The 17,673-nt window shown below is 70.0% G+C and carries 17 protein-coding genes; 8 read left to right on the forward strand and 9 right to left on the reverse strand.

The window, feature by feature from the left end:
- The first annotated feature begins 335 nt into the window (after positions 1-335).
- Entirely contained in the window at positions 336-1,697 is a 1,362-nt protein-coding gene (locus AB0I89_RS09890) for a cellulase family glycosylhydrolase (RefSeq protein WP_357123062.1), read from the forward strand.
- A 79-nt stretch (positions 1,698-1,776) separates the two neighbouring features.
- Here the strand turns inward: AB0I89_RS09890 and AB0I89_RS09895 are convergent, their stop codons facing one another.
- The 7 genes from AB0I89_RS09895 to AB0I89_RS09925 all read right to left on the reverse strand — a co-directional run bounded on the left by AB0I89_RS09895 (position 1,777) and on the right by AB0I89_RS09925 (position 9,212).
- On the reverse strand, positions 1,777-2,100 hold the full coding sequence (locus AB0I89_RS09895) for a multidrug efflux SMR transporter (RefSeq protein WP_357123065.1): 324 nt from the start codon (positions 2,098-2,100) through the stop codon (positions 1,777-1,779).
- Positions 2,101-2,108: 8 nt separating this feature from the next.
- The gene (locus AB0I89_RS09900) at positions 2,109-3,395 is read right to left on the reverse strand and encodes a sigma-70 family RNA polymerase sigma factor (RefSeq protein ID WP_357123398.1); all 1,287 of its coding nucleotides are present in this window, start codon (positions 3,393-3,395) and stop codon (positions 2,109-2,111) included.
- Positions 3,396-3,398: 3 nt separating this feature from the next.
- Complete coding sequence (locus AB0I89_RS09905; RefSeq protein ID WP_357123068.1) at positions 3,399-3,800, reverse strand: YciI family protein; 402 nt, start codon at positions 3,798-3,800, stop codon at positions 3,399-3,401.
- A gap of 95 nt (positions 3,801-3,895) precedes the next feature.
- On the reverse strand, positions 3,896-6,031 hold the full coding sequence (locus AB0I89_RS09910; RefSeq protein ID WP_357123071.1) for an alpha-galactosidase: 2,136 nt from the start codon (positions 6,029-6,031) through the stop codon (positions 3,896-3,898).
- Positions 6,028-6,909 carry a carbohydrate ABC transporter permease gene (locus tag AB0I89_RS09915; protein ID WP_357123074.1) on the reverse strand — a complete coding sequence of 294 codons (882 nt, stop codon included), beginning with the start codon at positions 6,907-6,909 and terminating at the stop codon, positions 6,028-6,030. Before AB0I89_RS09915 ends, AB0I89_RS09910 begins: the two co-directional genes overlap by 4 nt.
- Positions 6,906-7,862: a sugar ABC transporter permease gene (locus tag AB0I89_RS09920; protein WP_357123077.1), complete on the reverse strand. Its 957-nt coding sequence runs from the start codon at positions 7,860-7,862 to the stop codon at positions 6,906-6,908. The genes AB0I89_RS09915 and AB0I89_RS09920 overlap by 4 nt, the downstream gene beginning before the upstream one ends.
- A 21-nt stretch (positions 7,863-7,883) precedes the next feature.
- Entirely contained in the window at positions 7,884-9,212 is a 1,329-nt protein-coding gene (locus tag AB0I89_RS09925; protein WP_357123080.1) for an ABC transporter substrate-binding protein, read from the reverse strand.
- 282 nt (positions 9,213-9,494) lie between these two features.
- Between AB0I89_RS09925 and AB0I89_RS09930 the strand changes: the two genes are divergently transcribed.
- From AB0I89_RS09930 to AB0I89_RS09940, 3 genes are all read left to right on the forward strand, one after another.
- Positions 9,495-11,483, forward strand: a complete 1,989-nt coding sequence (locus AB0I89_RS09930) for a beta-galactosidase (protein ID WP_357123083.1) — start codon at positions 9,495-9,497, stop codon at positions 11,481-11,483.
- A 37-nt stretch (positions 11,484-11,520) separates the two neighbouring features.
- Positions 11,521-12,297: a DeoR/GlpR family DNA-binding transcription regulator gene (locus AB0I89_RS09935; protein WP_357123401.1), complete on the forward strand. Its 777-nt coding sequence runs from the start codon at positions 11,521-11,523 to the stop codon at positions 12,295-12,297.
- Between the two features lie 99 nt (positions 12,298-12,396).
- Complete coding sequence (locus tag AB0I89_RS09940) at positions 12,397-13,242, forward strand: hypothetical protein (protein ID WP_357123086.1); 846 nt, start codon at positions 12,397-12,399, stop codon at positions 13,240-13,242.
- Here the strand turns inward: AB0I89_RS09940 and AB0I89_RS09945 are convergent.
- Entirely contained in the window at positions 13,239-13,475 is a 237-nt protein-coding gene (locus tag AB0I89_RS09945) for a hypothetical protein (RefSeq protein WP_357123404.1), read from the reverse strand. The genes AB0I89_RS09940 and AB0I89_RS09945 overlap by 4 nt on opposite strands.
- Positions 13,476-13,558: 83 nt before the next feature.
- On the reverse strand, positions 13,559-13,807 hold the full coding sequence (locus AB0I89_RS09950; RefSeq protein ID WP_357123089.1) for a DivIVA domain-containing protein: 249 nt from the start codon (positions 13,805-13,807) through the stop codon (positions 13,559-13,561).
- A 335-nt stretch (positions 13,808-14,142) separates the two neighbouring features.
- On the opposite strand from AB0I89_RS09950, the gene AB0I89_RS09955 reads away from it, so the two are divergent.
- From AB0I89_RS09955 to AB0I89_RS09970, 4 genes are all read left to right on the forward strand, one after another.
- Complete coding sequence (locus tag AB0I89_RS09955) at positions 14,143-15,012, forward strand: helix-turn-helix transcriptional regulator (protein WP_357123092.1); 870 nt, start codon at positions 14,143-14,145, stop codon at positions 15,010-15,012.
- The gene (locus AB0I89_RS09960; protein WP_357123095.1) at positions 15,009-15,230 is read left to right on the forward strand and encodes a DUF397 domain-containing protein; all 222 of its coding nucleotides are present in this window, start codon (positions 15,009-15,011) and stop codon (positions 15,228-15,230) included. The genes AB0I89_RS09955 and AB0I89_RS09960 overlap by 4 nt, the downstream gene beginning before the upstream one ends.
- Positions 15,231-15,355: 125 nt before the next feature.
- Complete coding sequence (locus tag AB0I89_RS09965; RefSeq protein WP_357123098.1) at positions 15,356-16,510, forward strand: HEAT repeat domain-containing protein; 1,155 nt, start codon at positions 15,356-15,358, stop codon at positions 16,508-16,510.
- Positions 16,511-16,698: 188 nt separating this feature from the next.
- Positions 16,699-17,661: a sporulation protein gene (locus tag AB0I89_RS09970; RefSeq protein ID WP_357123101.1), complete on the forward strand. Its 963-nt coding sequence runs from the start codon at positions 16,699-16,701 to the stop codon at positions 17,659-17,661.
- Positions 17,662-17,673: the final 12 nt, after the last annotated feature.

The following is a 17,673-nucleotide window of genomic DNA, read 5'->3' on the forward strand; positions in this document are numbered from 1 at the left end:
CCAGGTCAGCAACGGTCAACCCTCCCGTCCGGTTCGGCCGGGCGATGCTTGACGGATGTCGTGGACCCGCCTACGGTCCTCTTAACCGGTTAAGACCCTCGGTGTGGCGCACATCCTGTGGTGGGGATGACCGCCCCGTGACGGCCCGCGTCCGCGCGGGCCGTCACGGCCGTCCGCCCCTTCGAGCGTTCTACTGAACCGGTTGCGAGGGCTGATCCATCGCCCTAGGCTGATGCGCGCCGCCGGGAGTCGGACGGCGGCTGTCGGGCTGCAGCCGCCTTCCCCTGTCGTACCCCACCCTCGCCGGGCATCGGGGGTCCTCCCTGAGGAAGGCCATGAAGACTCGACTCTCCGCCGTCGGCGCCGCCCTGCTCGCGCTGCTGCTCGCCGTGCTGGCGTTCGGTCAACCGGCGCACGCCGCGGCCGGCTTCTCCGTCGCGGGCGGCAAGCTGTACGACGCCAACGGCGCCGAATTCGTCATGCGCGGCGTCAACCACGCGCACACCTGGTACCCGCAGCAGACCAACTCGTTCGCCGACGTCAAGGCGCTCGGCGCGAACACCGTGCGGGTGGTGCTCGCCAGCGGCGACCGCTGGACCCGGAACACCAACGCCGACGTCGCCTACGTCATCTCGCTGTGCAGGGCCAACCGGCTGATCTGCGTGCTGGAGGTCCACGACACGACCGGGTACGGCGAGCAGAGCGGCGCGATCACCCTGGACCGTGCCGTCGACTACTGGCTCAGCCTGAAGGACGTGCTGGTCGGCCAGGAGCGGTACGTTCTCGTCAACATCGGCAACGAGCCGTACGGCAACCAGAACTACGCCTCGTGGGCCGCCGACAGCGCCAACGCGATCAAGCGGCTGCGGGCCGGGGGCCTGACCCACACCATCATGGTGGACGCCCCGAACTGGGGTCAGGACTGGTCGTTCACGATGCGCGACAACGCCGCGTCGGTCTTCGCCGCCGACCCGGCCCGCAACACGCTCTTCTCCATCCACATGTACGGCGTCTTCGACACCGCTGCCGAGATCACCGACTATCTGGGCCGCTTCCGTGCGGCGGGGCTGCCCATCGTGGTCGGTGAGTTCGGCTTCAACCACTCCGACGGCGACCCGGACGAGGACACCATCCTCGCGTACAGCCAGGCCAACGGGATCGGCTGGCTCGGCTGGTCGTGGAGCGGCAACGGGGGTGGCGTCGAGTATCTCGACATGGCCACCGCGTTCAACCCGGCCAGCCTGACCACCTGGGGGCAGCGGGTCTTCAACGGCGTCAACGGCATCCGGCAGACCTCCCGCGAGGCCACCGTCTTCGGCGGCCCCCCGCCACCCACCACGCCCCCGCCGACCACGCCCCCGCCGACCACGCCCCCGCCGACCACGCCGCCGCCCGCCGGTGGCTGCTCGGCGACGTACACCATCACCAACCAGTGGCAGGGTGGCTTCCAGGGTGAGGTGCGGGTGACTGCCGGCGCGTCCGCGATCACCGGCTGGACCACCCGGTGGACCTACGCCAACGGCCAGAGCGTCACGCAGGCCTGGAACGCAACGGTGACCAGCAGCGGTTCCACGGTGACCGCGCGGAACGCGGACTACAACGGCCGACTGGCCGCCGGTGCCAGCGCTACCTTCGGCTTTCTCGGCGGCTGGAGCGGCGCCAACCCCACACCACAGGTGAGCTGCACCGCCAGCTGAGCGACCGGCGGCGACCGACGCCAGGTGGCCGGGCCCGCACCGGGCCCGGCCATCGCGTCGTTCGGGTGACCGAGAGCGGTCAGTGCTGCTCGCCGGTGAGGTTCACGATGACCACGCCCGCGATGATCAGCGCGATGCCCACGAGCTTGACCGGCCCGACCGACTCGCCCAGGAACACCGCGCCGATCGCCACGATGGCCGCGGTGCCGAGGCCCGACCAGAGGGCGTACGCGACACCGACCGGTATCTCCTTGACGGCCTGGGCGAGCAGGAGGAACGCCAGCGCGTACCCGGCGAGGCAGCCCAGTGTCGGCCAGACCCGGGTGAACCCGGCGGTGCTCTTGATCAGGCTGGTCGCCACCACCTCGGCGAGGATCGCGATTCCCAGCAGCACGTACGCCATACGGCCCCTCAGTCCTCGGTTCCCGGTCGAGCCATCGAGTGTTCCACCCCGGCATCGGCCAGGCGGGCGGCGCGCATAGTGAGGTAGCGCTGTTCGGGGAGGCTGCTCGTGCGGGCGGCGGCATCCCGGTAGTCCGCGATGGCCCGTTCCCGGTCGCCGGCCATCTCGTGCAGGTGCGCGCGGGCGGCGGGCAGCCGGTGGTGTCCGGCCAGCCGGGGATCGTCGGTCAGCGCGTCGAGAGCGCGGAGGCCGGCAGCGGGCCCGTGCACCATGGCGGTCGCGACGGCCCGGTTGAGCGCCACCACCGGGGTGCCGGCCAACCGATCCAGCACGTCGTACAGCGCCAGGATCTGGGGCCAGTCGGTCGCGTCGGTGCCGGGAGCCTCGTCGTGCAGGGCGGCGATGGCGGCCTGCACCTGGTAGGGGCCGACCGGGCCGCGCGGCAGCGCCGCCGTGACCAGTGCGACGCCTTCGGCGATGGCCGCCGCGTCCCAGCGGCTGCGATCCTGCTCGGCCAGTGGGATCAGCTCTCCGGAGGGCCCGGTTCGTGCCGGGCTGCGCGCCTCGGTGAGCAGCAGCAACGCGAGCAGCCCGGCGGTCTCACTGTCGTCGGGCAGGCGTACCTGCAGCGCCCGGGTCAGCCGGATCGCCTCGGCCGCGAGGTCGACCCGGCGCAGGTCCGGGCCGGCGGTACTGGTGTGCCCCTCGGTGAAGATCAGGTAGAGCACCTGTCGGACGGCGGCCAGCCGATCGGCCCGCTCCGCCTCCTCGGGCATCCGGAACGGCAGCCCGGACGCGCGGATCCGCTGCTTTGCCCGGCTGATCCGCTGCGCCATGGTCGCCTCGGGCACCAGGAACGCGCGGGCTATCTCGGCGGTGCTCAGACCGCCGACCGCGCGCAGGGTCAACGCGACGGCCGACGCCGCGGCGAGGGCCGGGTGGCAGCAGAGGAAGAGCAGGACCAGGGTGTCGTCCCGCTCGGCGGTCAGCTCCTCGTCCGGGGCCGGCGCGTACCGCCGGTCGTCCGGGTCCTGACGGGTGACCAGGTCCTCACGGCGACGCCGGGCCTGCTCGCCGCGGATCAGCTCGATCATCCGGCGGTAGCCGACCTGGATCAGCCAGCCCCGGGGGTTCGTCGGCAGCCCGTCGGCCGGCCACTGGCTGGCGGCGGCGAGCAGCGCCTCCTGGACGGCGTCCTCGGCGGTGGCGAAGTCACCGAACCGGCGGGTGAGCACGCCGAGGACCTGCGGCGCCAGTTCGCGCAGCAGGTCCTCGATGCGAAGGTCGGTGGTCAGCGCTCACAGCTCCTGCGACGGAGCGGACATCACCGGGTGCACCTCGATCGGCATGTTCAGCGGCCGACCGCCGGGGCCGGGCGCGGTGGAGATGTGCGCGGCCAGCCCCACCGCCCGCTGCGGGCTGTCGACGTCGACGATCCAGAAGCCCGCGAGGAACTCCTTCGTCTCGGCGAACGGCCCCTCGGTCACGACCGGCGCGCCGCCCTCGCCGGCACGTACGATCCGCGCCTGCTGCGGGCCGCCGAGGCCCTGCGCGTCGACCCACTCGCCATCGGCAGCCAGCTTCTCGTTGACCTCACCCATGAACGCGACGTGCGCCCGGACCTCGTCCTGCGTCCAGGTGTCGATGCCGGGGAAGTCGGTCCCGGTGGCGCTGAACTGCATCAACAGCATGTACTTCATCGTCTCGCTCCTCACGCCCGCGCACCGTGGTCGGTGCTCTCACCCTGAGGTAGAAGCCGACGACACCGTTCTCGACACCCCGGACAAAGAAATTTCTAGCCGACCTCGTCGACCTCGAACAGCAGGCTCTGTTCGGGGTGCAGCGCGGGTAGCTGCACGCCCACCCGGGCCAGCGCCGCTCCGCTGAGCGTGACGCCGGACGCCAGCCAGGGCGGCCCGGACAGGTCGATCGTCGCCGGAGGTGGCACGTCCGGGACCGGGCGCACCCGGTAACGCCGCGCCGGGTCGAGACCGGGCAGCCGTACCGCGCCCGGGGTCTGCGCCACCGAGGTGGCGAGCCGGGCCACCGCGTACACCGCTCGGGTCTTGTCCTTCTCGACCACGCCGTGCGCCCAGACGGCCGGGTCCGGGTGGTCGACCCGGACCACCCGCCCGGAGTGCAGCAGCGGGCGCAGCCGCTTGTGCAGTGCCACCCAGTCGGTCAGCTCGGCCTGTTCGGCGGCGCTGATCGAGGCGATGTCCCACTCGATGCCGTGGTGACCGAACAGCGCCGTGGCCGCCCGGAAACCCAGGTCGTGTACGCGGTGGGTGGTGTGCGAACGCTGCGGCCCGATGTGCGTGCCGACGAGCTCCGGTGGCAGCAGCAGCCCGGTCCAGCGCTGGATGCCGAGCCGTTCCAGGGCGTCGTTGCAGTCGCTGGCCCAGACCCGGTCGGTGCGGGCCAGGATGGCCAGGTCCACCCGGGCGCCCCCGGAGGAGCAGCTTTCGATCTCCACGCCGGGGTGGCGTCGGCGCAGCTCGTCGAGGAGGCGGTAGACCGCGAGGGTCTGCCCGTGCACCCCGGGCCGGCCGTGGTGCCCCGCCTCGGTGAGGTCCCGGTTGTGGTCCCACTTGAGGTAGCTGATCCCGGGATGCTCGGTGAGCAGCGCGTCGAGGCGTTCCAGCACGTAGTCGTACGCCTCGGGGCGGCCCAGGTCGAGCACCTGCTGCCGGCGCCAGGCGGGCGGCAGTCGTCCCGGCAGGGTTAGCAGCCAGTCGGCGTGCGCGCGGAACAGGTCCGAGTCGGGGTTGACCATCTCCGGCTCCACCCACAGGCCGAACTGAAGGCCGTGGCCGGTCACGTGGTCGATGAGCGGTTGCAGGCCGTCGGGCCAGATGTCCTCGTCGACGTACCAGTCGCCCAGCCCGGCCGTGTCGTCGCGCCGGCCGCGGAACCAGCCGTCGTCGAGCACGAACCGTTCCACGCCGATCTGCGCGGCGCGGTCGGCGAGGGCCCGCAGCCGGTCCAGGTCGTGGTCGAAGTAGACCGCCTCCCAGACGTTGAGGGTGACCGGGCGCGGGGATCGCGGGTGTCCGGGCCGCGCCCGCACGTGCGAGTGGAGTACGTCGCTGAGTCCGTCCAGCCCCTCGTCGGACCAGACGGCGTAGAGCAGTGGAGTCTCGTACGCCTCGCCGGGGGCGAGTCGGATCTCGCCGGGGGCCAGCAGTTCCCCGCCTCCGAGGGTGGAGTCGCCGGTGGGCCGGCGTTCGGCGACGGTGAGGTGGTCGCCGCTCCACGCGGTGTGCACCGCCCAGATCTCGCCGTGGCCGAAGTCGAACCCGGCGGTGCCGGCCACCAGCAGCAGGGTGGCGTCGTGTCCGGTGCGACCGTGCCGCCCCTCGCGGACCCACGCGCCGTGCTGCCACGGGTGCCGCTGCGGGGAGCGTTCGCGGCACCAGCGGCCGGTCAGGTCGAGCAGTTCGGTGGCGACCGCCGGCACCGGGAGCACCGGGGTCAGCTCCCGCACCTCGTACGTGCCGTCGCCGTCGTTGCGGAGCCGGTGCCGGATGGTCAGCAGGCCGTACGGGTCGAGCGTGATCTCGATGGTCAGGGACAGCCCGGCGGCCGCGTCGGACGCCCGTACGGTGACCCGGGCCGGGGCGTCGGCCGGATCGTCGACGGCGAGACCGTCGAGCCGGAACGCGGTGGACCAGTCCCGCCCGTCGCGGTGCCCGGCCAACCCCGGTCGGCCGCTCCACCCGGCGCTCGCCTCCGGCAGCAGCGACAGCACGGGTGGCTCGTCGAAGCTGCTCGGCACCACCGGTGGCACGGTCGCGTCCACGAGGTGGCGCAGGCCGTCGTCGTCCAGGTCGCCGACGTCGCCACCCCAGTGCGCCACGCGGGGCAGCCCCGGGCCGCGCGCGTCGAGCACCAGGCTGGTCCGCCCGCGGCGCAGGTGCAGGATCGTCATCCTTTGGAGGCTCCCAAGGTCAGGCCCCGGACGAAGTGCCGCTGGAGCATAAAGAAGATCACGAGGGTGGGGATCGCGACGAGCACGCTGCCCGCCGAGACCAGGTTGTTGTCGGTGAAGAACTGGCCGCGCAGGTTGTTGAGTGAGCTGGTCACCGGGAACTTGTCACCGGTACGCATGAGGACGGTGGCCCAGAAGAACTCGTTGTAGATCCAGGTCACCTCCAGGGTGGCCAGTGCGGCCAGGGCCGGCCGGCACAGCGGCATGGTGATCTGCCAGTACTGCCGCCAGACACTCGCGCCGTCGACCATCGCCGCCTCGTACAGGTCGTGGGGGAGCGCCTTCATGTAGTTGCTGAGCACGAAGACGCAGAACCCGCACTGGAAGGCGACGTTGATCAGGATCAGGCCCCAGTAGCTGTCGTAGAGCAGCTCGGAGTCGCTCATGAACTCCGGCAACGGCACCTCGGTGAACAGTCGGAACAGCGGGATGAGCAGCGCCTGTTGGGGTAGCAGGTTGGCGGCGGTGAACACCCCGAGCAGGAGGAGGTTGATCTTCCAGCTGAACCGGGCGATGACGAACGCCACGCAGGAGGCGAGGAGGAGCGTCAGCAGCACCGCCGGCACCGTGATGTAGACCGAGTTGAGGAAGTGCTTGCCGAACTCCGCCTGATCCCAGGCCGTGACGTAGTTGTCGATGGTCCAGCCGCCGAACGAGACGTAACCGTGGGCGGCGGTGTACTGGTACGAGCGGAACGACGTGAGGACCGCCCAGGCGATCGGGAAGAGCCAGATCAGCGCCACGGCGATGAGGAAGCCGTGCAGCAGCATCCGCAGCGGGGTCAGCCGGCGTCGGCGGATCGGGGTGTCGACGCTCATTTCCGGTTCTCCCTCATCACGGTCGCCAGGTAGATGGTGATGAAGACCAGCGAGACGACCAGCATGATCGTCGCCAGCGCCGAGCCGAAGCCGATCCGGCTCGCCTCACCCACCACGTTCTGGGTGACCAGCGCGGAGATCAACTCCAGGCCGTTGCGGCCCTTGTTGACGACCCAGACCAGGTCGAACGCCCGCAGCGACTCGATCACGGTCACCACCAGCACGATGATGTTGATCGGTCGCATGACCGGGAAGACGACCCGGAAGAACGTCCGGACCTCGGACGCGCCGTCGACCGCGGCGGCCTCGCGCAGCGACGGGTCGACGCCCTTCAGCCCGGCCAGGTAGAGCAGCATGATGTAGCCGACGTGTCGCCAACCGGAGGCGACCATGACCGCCCAGATGTTGACGTTCGAGTCGCCGTACCAGTCGGTGCCGGTGCCGAGGACCGCGTTGATCAGACCCTGGTCACGGGAGTAGAGCAGCTGCCAGACGAAGCCGATCAGCGCCAGCGAGAGCACCACCGGCAGGTACAGCGCCGTCTGGTAGAAGCGGCTGCCGCGCAGCTCCTTGTCGAGCAGCACCGCCAGGAACATGCCGAACGGCGTGGCGACCACGAACAGCACGGCCAGCCACAGCAGGTTGTGCTGGACCGCTGGCACGAACGGCGGGTAGATGTTCACCACGTCGCTGTAGTTGCGCCCGCCGACGAACTCGATCTCGTTGAGTGGACCGATGCCGTCCCAGTCGGTGCCGGACAGCACCACGGTCGCCAGGGCCGGCAGCCAGACGAGCGCGGTGACGAGCAGCAGTGGGACGAGCACCATCAGCGTGATGACCACGCGGTCGGTGGGGGACAGGAGCCGTAGCCGCCGGCGACGACCACCCGTGGAGGTGGTCGCCGGCGGCGGCGGCACGGCGCGATCCGCTTGGATCAGGGGTAGGTCGGACACGATGTCCTTCCCCTTCCGCCGTCAGTCAGTGAAGATCGACTTCTTCTGGTTCTCGATGGACGACGTCAGCCCGTCGATGTCCTTCGGGTTCTTGATGAACTGCTGGATCGCCGGGATCATCACCGTGGAGGCGAAGTCCGGCCGGGTGTCCCGGTCGAGGAACTGGGCGATCTCGGTGGCCGACCCGACCAGCTCCGCGGCCTTCTTCTGCAGCGCCGTGTAGCCGCCGACGTCCGCGCCGCTGTTGGCGACGAGGACGGCCGGGTCGTTCTTGAGGTTGATGTCCGCAGCGGCCTTGCCACCGAAGTACTCGAGCAGCTTGCGGGCGTTGTCCTCGTTCTTGGGCTTGCGGGCCATCATGTAGCCGTCGATCGGGGCGTCCAGCGCCTTCGCGCCGATGGCCGGGTCGATCTCCGGGAAGGTGAAGAAGTCGAGGTCGTCCTGCTCGTCGTTGCTGAACTGCTGACCGACGAAGAGGCCCAGCAGGTACATGCCGCTCTTCTTCTGCTGCAACGACTGCGCGGCCTCCTGCCAGGTGCGGCCGAGGCTGTCCGGCTGGTGCAGGGGGAGCAGACCGGCCCAGGTGTCGAAGACCTTCTTGACCTTGTCGGAGGTCCAGGCCTCCTTGCCGGCCATCAGGTCGACGTGGAACTGGTAGCCGTTGATGCGCAGGTTGAGGATGTCGAAGGTGCCCATCGCCGGCCAGCCGTCCTTGTCGGCGAAGGCGATCGGGGTGAGGCCGTCCTTCTTCATCTGCGCGCCGAGCGCGGTGAACTGGTCCAGCGTGGTGGGCACCTGGTAGCCGTGCTGCTGCCAGACCGACTTGCGGTAGAAGACCGCCCACGGGTAGTACGTCCCCGGCACGAAGTACTGCTTGCCGTCGTCCCCGGTGGACGCCTTCTTGAACGCGTCGGAGTAGCCGGAGATCTTGCCCCACACGTCGCTGATGTCGCTGGCCAGGCCCTTGGCGGCGAAGAAGCGCATCCGGTAGCCGGCGAACCAGGTGAAGACGTCGTCCGGCTTGCCCTGCAGGTAGTTGTTGATGTTCTCCTGGAACGTGTTGTGGTCGACCGTGTTGGTCGCGACCTGGACGCCGGACGAGGTCTTGAACCCGTCGGTGATCTTGGCGAGGACGTCCTTGGGCTTCGGGTCGGACTGGTTGGAGCCGAGTGAGACGTCCTTACTGGACCCGCCGGAGCCGGAGTCGTCGCCGCAGCCGGCGAGCAGACCGGTGCTGAGCAGCGCGCCCGTGCCGGCCGCACCGGCCAGCAGTGACCGTCGGTTGATGCCGGCCACGGAGGGCGGTACGAGCCGGGCCAGGTATTCGGCTTGCGATCGGGGACGGGACATCGGTGCCTCCTGCGGATGAAGAGGTGCTACGTCCAACGGGTCGGGTGTGGTGAGGAGCGGTGCAGCCTGGCAAAGACGCATCGTGATCCACCGAGAATCCACATTGGTGAACACGATCGGCCAGTTGGGGCCTCAAGCTACCTCTCCATAGGCCGCTGTCAAGAGGTACTTTCGCCTCTGATAACCCAGTCGTGATCCGGCTGTTACGAGGTAAACGTTGGAAAAGAAGTCGATGTTGGAACCTGTTGACTTCGGTGGATGGCGGGTGCACCCTCACCTGTCATGCGGCGATGGCAGGGCGAGGGCATCTACTTCGGCGGCGACTACAACCCCGAGCAGTGGCCCGAGCAGACCTGGTCGGAGGACGTCGAGCTGATGCGACGGGCCGGGGTCAACCTGGTCTCCGTCGGCATCTTCTCCTGGGCACGCCTGGAACCCCACCCCGGACGGTTCGAGTTCGGCTGGCTGGACCGGGTGCTCGACCTGCTGCACGACGGCGGCATCCAGGTCGACCTGGCCACCGCCACCGCCAGTCCACCGCCCTGGCTGTCCCGCGCGCACCCGGAGACGCTGCCCCGACGGGCCGACGGCGCGATCCTCTGGCCGGGCGGACGACAGGCGTACTGCCCCAGCTCCCCGGTGTTCCGCGAGCGCTCCCTGGAGCTGGTGCGCGCGGTCGCCGGCCGGTACGCCGAGCACCCCGCCGTCGTCATGTGGCACGTCTCCAACGAGCTGGGCTGCCACAACGTGCATTGCTACTGCGACGTCAGCGCCGAGGCGTTCCGGGGGTGGCTGCGCGAGCGCTACGGCGACCTGGACCGGCTCAACGACGCGTGGGGCACCGCGTTCTGGAGCCAGCGCTACGGCGACTGGGCCGAGATCAATCCGCCGCGCACCGCGCCGACGTTCGCCAATCCGACGCAGCAGCTCGACTTCCTGCGCTTCTCCTCCGACGAGCAGCGCGCCCAACTCCGCGCCGAACGCGAGACGCTCAGGACGCTGGTCCGCCAACCGGTCACCACCAATTTCATGATCGGCATGGCCAAGCACATGGACTACCACTCCTGGGCCGGCGACGTGGACCTCGTCTCCAACGACCACTACCTGAACGCCGCCGACCCCCGGGCCCACCTCGGGTTGGCGCTCGCCGCCGACCACACCCGGGGCGTCGCCGGTGGCGAGCCCTGGCTGCTCATGGAGCACTCCACCAGCGCGGTCAACTGGCAGCCGCGCAACGTCGCGAAGCTCCCCGGCCAGCTTCGCCGCAACAGCCTGGCCCACGTCGCCCGGGGCGCCGACGGGGTGCTGTTCTTCCAGTGGCGTGCGTCCCGGGCCGGCGCCGAGAAGTTCCACTCCGCGCTGGTGCCGCACGCCGGCCCGGACACCAAGGTGTTCCGCGAGGTCTGCCAGCTCGGCGCGGACCTCAAGGCCCTCGCCGAGGTACGCGGCAGCCGGGTCGACGCCGAGGTGGCGATCCTGTTCGACTTCGAAGCGTGGTGGGCGGTCGAGTTGGACTCCCACCCGAGCGTCGACGTCACGTACGCCGACCGCCTCAACGCGTTGTACGGCGCGCTCTGGCGGGCCGGCGTGACCGCCGACATCGTCCACCCGTCGAGCGACCTCAGCGGTTACCGACTGGTCCTGGCGCCCACCCTCTACCTCGTCCGGGACGCCGACGTCGAGGCGCTGCGCCGATTCGCCGAGGCCGGCGGCACGGTTGCGGTCACCTACTTCAGCGGCATCGTCGACGAGAACGACCACATCCGTCTCGGCGGTTACCCCGGCGCGTTCCGCGACCTGCTCGGCGTCCACACCGAGGAGTTCTTCCCCCTGCGCGAGGACGAGCACGTCGAACTCGACGACGGCGGCGCTGCCGACGTGTGGACCGAGTGGCTGCACGCCGACGACGCCGAGGTGCTGGCGTCGTACACCGATGGGCCCCTGCCGGGCGTGCCGGCGCTCACGCGGCGGCCGGTCGGCGCGGGCGTCGCGTGGTACGTCGGCGCCCGGCTCGACGAGCCGGCCACCGACCGGCTGGTCTCCCGGCTGCTCGACGAGGCCGGCGTCCGTCCGGCGGCGCAGGCGCCGACCGGCGTGGAGGTGGTACGACGCCGCGACGGCGAGCGGACCTGGCTGTTCGCGATCAACCACACGTCGTCGGACGTACGGATCTCGGCGACCGGTGACGAGCTGTTGACCGGCACGCGGTGTGCGGGTGAGTTGACCGTGCCGGCCGGCGAGGTGGCCGTGGTCCGTGAGGACCGGTCGTAGCGTGGTCGACGGCCACGGTGCGAAGGAGGTTCCCCAGATGCTGGCCCAGCAGCGGCAGAGCGCCATCCTCGACCTGATCCGCCAGCGCGGTGGGGTGCGGGTGAGCCACCTGGTCAGCCGCTTCGGCGTGTCCGACATGACGATCCGGCGCGACCTGGAGGTGCTGGCCGAGCGCGGTCTGGTGGACAAGGTCCACGGTGGCGCGACGCTCGCCGGGCCCGGCTCGGCCGACGAGCCCGGCTTCGCCGCGAAGTCCATCCGCCAGCAGGCGGAGAAGCGGGCCATCGCCGAGCGGGCGGCCACGATGGTGGAGCCGGGGATGGCCATCGCGCTGTCCGCCGGTACGACCACCGCCGCGCTGGCCACCCTGCTGTCCGACGTGCATGGGCTGACCGTGGTGACCAACTCGATCCCGGTGGCCGACGCGCTCTACCAGAATCCGCGCGCCGACCAGACCGTCGTCCTGACCGGCGGCATCCGTACCCCGTCCGACGCGCTGACCGGCCCGGTCGCCGAGGCGGCGATCAGCGCGCTCAACGTCGACCTGCTCTTCCTGGGGGTGCACGGCCTCAGCCCGCGCACCGGCTTCACCACCCCGAACCTGCTGGAGGCCGGCGTCAACCGGTGCCTCATCGGGGCCGCCCGCCGGCTGGTGGTGCTCGCCGACCACACCAAGTGGGAGACGATCGGCATCGCCACCATCGCCCCGCTGGAGGCCGCCGACGTCCTGATCACCGATCCTGGCCTGCCCGCGGAGGCGCGCACCACCATCGGCGAGCAGGTCGGCGAACTCGTCGTCGTGGAGCCCGGCTAGCGCGAGTGTGTTCACCAGGTTGGCGCGGGGCCGTGCGGTGGGGTGGGCGTCCAGTCCTGATCGTCAACTATCGGGCCAACGGGCGGAGGAGCCGGCACCATGCTCGGCAGTCAGACGGTGAATCCCGGCGAATATCTGCTCTCGGACAGCGCCTGGCGAGAGGGTGACACCCGCCGGTACGTCGAGGGTGGTTGCGATGCCGTCTTCCTCGCCTTCGACAGTGACACCGGTCGGACGCTCGACCTGAGTTTCCTGCGCGACCTGCCCAATCTGCGCCGGGTCGCGATCGAGGGTCCGTTACGTGATGACACGCTGGTATTCGAACTGGAGGATCTTCTCGGTCTGTCGTTGCTGACGCGGTCCAAGAAGGCGGCCCGGCTTGATCTGACGCCGAAGCTGGACACGCTCGTGCTGTCGGAGCGGCCGGGCCTGGAGACGATCGGCGCGCTGTCGGCCCTGCAACACCTGACGATCGACCGGTACGCCGGCTCGGACCTGACCCTGCTGGGGGCCAAGTCCGAGCTGGTGTACCTGAGGATCGAAGGGCGCAAGGCTGCCCTGTCCCTGCACGGTGTCGAAGAAGCGCACCAGCTACGGCAGCTCGAAGTGGTCGATGCCGCCGTGGATTCCCTGGAGCCGTTGGCCCGCCTGGTCGAACTGCAGGAGGTTGTGGTCCGACCCAACGCGAGGTCGGCGCCGGTCGAGCCGCTGCGGCTCGATCCGGTGGCTGGTCTTCCGAACCTGCACACCCTGCGTCTCGGCGCGATCGCGTCGGCGTCGCCCCTCGCCGCCGCGTCCGGTCTGCGGCGGCTCGTGGTCGGTACGGTGCTCGACGGTGACCTGCGTCCCCTGATCGATCTGCCCGACCACGTGGTGGTCACGGTCCTGGACAACGCCGCCCAGGACCGTGAGGTGCAGCGGTCCCGAGCCCGACCGACACCCTAGGGATCGTCGGTAGGTAGGCAGGCCCTGTGGTGATCGGCCCGCCGCGCACAGCGGCGGCGATCCGGCAGGATCCGGTCACAGAAGACCCAGTGTCGTACGTCTTGAGCGTCCTCGGCCGACACCGTGGTCCCGGCGACGTCGACCTGCGGAATCGAGGCCAGCGACCGAGCGAGCCTCCGGGCCAACTCCAGCGCCTCGGCCAGTTCGGCGACCGCCACCGGCAGGTGGATCACGTGGCCGGGCGGCGGTTCGGCCGCCTCGGTGAACGCCAGCACGGCGTCCCGAGGGAGCGGTACGAAGATCCGGTCCGGTGGGATCACCACTGCCGCCCCTCGGGCCAGGCGCCCTGCCGGGCCCGCAGCGCCCGCTTGACCCGCGCGTTCTCCTCGCTGAGCAGCGCCAGATCGTGGTGCAGCGCGGTCAGGTCGAGCGCGACGCGGTGCAGGAACCGACGTACCTCCCGAGGGTCGAGCCCTCGCCGGCCGAAGCCCACGGTGGCGAACTGATGGTCGCGCACGTGCCGCGGATGCAGCCGGCCACCGTCGTAGAGCGAGCCTCTGGTCATCGGTCACCTCTGCTGTCGTCGGTCCATGGACGCGTCGGGGTCGCGGGAGCGTCCTTCTTCGTGGTAGGTATTCGTGCAAGTCGGTTCGGAGCCGGGATCACGTCATCCCGACGCTCTAGTTGAGACCCGACGAGAGCCGGTATGCGACTGCCACTCGCGAGGCCGTCTCTCGTCACCTTCTCGGCTGTTGGCACAGCCGCGGTTGCCGTGTTTGCACCGGGCTTCCCCGGGGGCCGGCGATCACCCTCACCCGCAGGCCACGTTTCCAGTGGCCTCGGTCTTGGTGCAACGACACCAACGAATTTCGTCATGAGGGACGTCAAGAGAGGGGACCCATGCCCGCCAGGCGTGAATCGTTCGTCCAGACGTTGCGTGCCCAGTGGCTCGGCCAGCAGATGCGACAGTTGCGGGAGCAACGCGGCATCACTCTGAAGCAGGCGGCCGAGTTCCTGGAACGAGACTTCTCGTCCATCGCCCGCTGGGAACGCGCCGAGTGGCCGTTTCGACGGGGAGTCGTCGAAACGCTTCTCGATCTCTACGGCGAGCACGACGGGCGCGAGCGCAACCGCTTCCTCCAACTAGCCGAGGATGCCTGGCGGACCAACCGTTGGGACGACGACTACGACGAGTTGGTCGACGCCTCATTCATCGACTTTCCCTGGTTGGAGAGCAGAGCGGAGCGCATCTGCTCGTGGGACGCCTTTCTCATGCCGGGGCTCATGCAGACGGCGGCCTACGCGGAAGCGGTGATCCGTAACGCCGAGGGGGAGCAGGCATCGGATTTCTCGGTGCGCAAGTGGCTGCAATTGAGAGTCGACCGTCAGCGTGTGCTCAGGCGCGATCCCGCCCTCCAGGTGGCGGCCGTCATCGACGAAAGCGTTCTTCGCCGACCGGTCGGTAGCCCTGCCGTGATGCGCGGCCAACTACAACACCTCGTCGAGCTGATGCGGCGGCAGAACATCGACGTCCGCGTGCTGCCATCACGGGTCGGCCTGCACGCCGGGCTCGACGGCTCATTCGTCCTCTTCGGAATGCCCAAGCCCTATCCCGAGGTGGCCTACGCCGAGACTCTGGGTGGGCGCCGATTCATGGAATCTCCGAAGTCGAGACGCTACGCGCTTGCGTACCATCGCCTTCAGGATGTCGCGCTCGATCAGCGCGAGGCGGCCGAGCTGATCGCGAAGATCACGGAGGAACTGCCATGAACGAAGCCCTACCGGCCGTGGCCTGGCACATCAGCACGCGGAGCAACAGTAACGGCGGGAGCTGCGTCGAGGCGGGGCCTGTTCTCGATGGCTCCGGGCGGGTGGCGGTGCGCGACAGCAAGGACCGCACGGCGGCGACCCTCGTCTACGGCGTCAGCGGCTGGACCGCCTTCGTCAACGGGGTCAAGGACGGCACTTTCCCGCGCACCGGTCGGTGATCGACCCCGACATCGCCGATGTCGGGGTGTCCCGGTCGGGTTGATAGCCCGACTTCGCCGATGTCGGGGTGTCCCGGTCGGAAGTCGGTGGCGGCATCCGGTGGCCGGCGGGCACCATCGTGGCCGTGGAAGCGCGCGAGGTGGCGGAGCTGTTCGACCAGGCGGTGCAGAGGCTGCGGCGCACCGTCGAGAACGGCGAATCCGACGACGGGTCGGACCTGCTCCGGCAGTTGGTCGTCGATCATGGACTTGTGGTGCCCGATTCGGTGACGAACCGGCGTTTGGCTCCCCACCACAACTCCATGATCGACGATGCGGGGCGGGCGGGGGCAGGGTGGAGCGGCTCAGGTGGGGCCGCCGTTCGGCTGGCCGTTGGCCGGCTCGCCGATCCGGATCGCGTGGTGCGCGCGGCGGCGTGCGACCTGCTCGGCTTCGCGAGCGCCGTGCACGGGGACGACCTGCGCGCGGACGCCGCGACGGCCCTGATCACGCTGGCCGCCACCGAGACCGATCCCGAGGTGCACTGGTCGATCGCCCGCGCGTTGGGTGCGACCTGCGATCCTCGCGCCCTGCCGACCCTGGTCACCCTCGCGCAAAGTCCCGACAGCGACGTACGGTTCCAGGTCGCCGCCGCGGTGCCGATGGTGCTCGACGACCCGCCGGCCGAGGCCGGCGAGGCGGTGTTGATCGACCTCTGCGCCGACCCCGACGCGAGGGTGCGGGAGTGGGCCACCTTCGGGCTCGGCTGGCTGAGCACCGCGGACGGTAACGCCGTCCGGCGGGCACTGTGGGACCGCACGCGCGACGTCGACCCGGAGGTACGCGCGGAAGGCGCCCGCGGACTGGCCCGGCGGCGGGACGCACGGGCACTTCCACTGGTACGCGAGCTGCTCGCCCAGGACGAGGTCCACAACTTCACCATCAAGGCTGCCGCCTACCTCGGCGACCCGTCACTGTTGCCACTGCTGGCCGGCTTCGACCCGGACGCCGACCACGTCGCCGAGGCCCTGCGTGAGTGCGATCCGCAGCGACGCGACCGGCGCAACGACCTGGCCTGGCGGCTACTGCTCGCCGTGCACTCGCGTCGGCCCGACTGGGCGGTCACCGTCGCGGGCGAGCGGTGCGACCTCGACCTTCAGCTCGACATCGCCGATGGTGCCGACCGCTCGGCGTACTGGTGTGTCGACGGGTTGCTCCGGCGGGCCGGCGACGATCCCGAGCGCGCGGCCGAGCTGGCGATCGCGGACCTGACCCCGGCCCGAGCCGCGGCGGAGCGCTGATCAACTCCACATCGCCGATAACGGGGTGTCCGGGTCGGGTCGATAGCCCGACTTCGGCGATGTCGGGGTCGATCACGCGCAAGCGGTCGATGCGCTCACAGCCACCTCACAGGGGGTCTGGATAGGGTGCGCGGTGAGTCAACGTCCGACTCCATGGTGGAGCGGTCGGCTGTCGCACAGGAGTTCCGATGGTCTTCAAGAAGATGTTGAGCGCGTTCGGTGTGGGTGGTCCCAGCGTGGACACTGTGCTGGCCAACCCCAACACCCGGCCCGGCCTGACCCTCGACGGGGAGGTCAGAATCGTCGGTGGTGACAACCCGGCGGCCATCGAGCAGGTGGTGATCGGCCTGGTCACCCGGGTCGAGGTCGAGGGCCACGACACGGAGTACGCCGGCACCATGGAGTTCCACCGGATGGCCGTCAGCGGGGCGTTCCAGCTCGCGCCCAAGCAGGAGCTGTCGATCCCGTTCCAGCTCCCGGTGCCGTGGGAGACCCCGATCACCGACGTGTACGGCCAGCGCCTGCACGGCATGACGATGGGCCTGCGGACCGAGTTGTCGGTGGCCCGCGCGGTCGACAAGACCGACCTGGATCACGTTGCGGTGCACCCGTTGCCGGTGCACGAGCGGATCCTGGAGGCGTTCCAGCGGCTGGGTTTCCGGTTCAAGACCGCTGACCTGGAGCGCGGCCACATCCGGGGCGTGCAGCAGACGCTGCCGTTCTACCAGGAGATCGAGTTCTTCGCCTCGCCGCAGTACGCGGGCACGATCAACGAGGTCGAGCTGACCTTCGTGACCAGTCAGCGTGGTGTCGAGGTGATCCTGGAGTGCGACAAGCGCGGCGGCTTCCTCAGCGCCGGGCACGACGCGTTCGGCCGCTACCAGGTGTCCCACGCCGACGTCGACCGGGTCGACTGGGCGCAGGTCGTCGACGGCTGGCTGCGCGAGACCACGTCCCGCTACGGGAGCCTGCGCTCCCAGTACGGCCACGGCTACGGTCCGGGTCACGGCCACGGTCACGGCCGGGGCGGCATGGGCGTGGGCGGCATGGTCGCCGGCGCGGCGCTCGGCGTCGCCGGCGGCATGATCGCCGGCGAGATGATCGAGGACGCCTTCGAGGGCGACTTCGGCGACTTCGGCGGCGACGAGTAACGCGTTCCGCGG

The organism is Micromonospora sp. NPDC049801, assembly GCF_040656575.1.
Lineage (GTDB): Bacteria > Actinomycetota > Actinomycetes > Mycobacteriales > Micromonosporaceae > Micromonospora.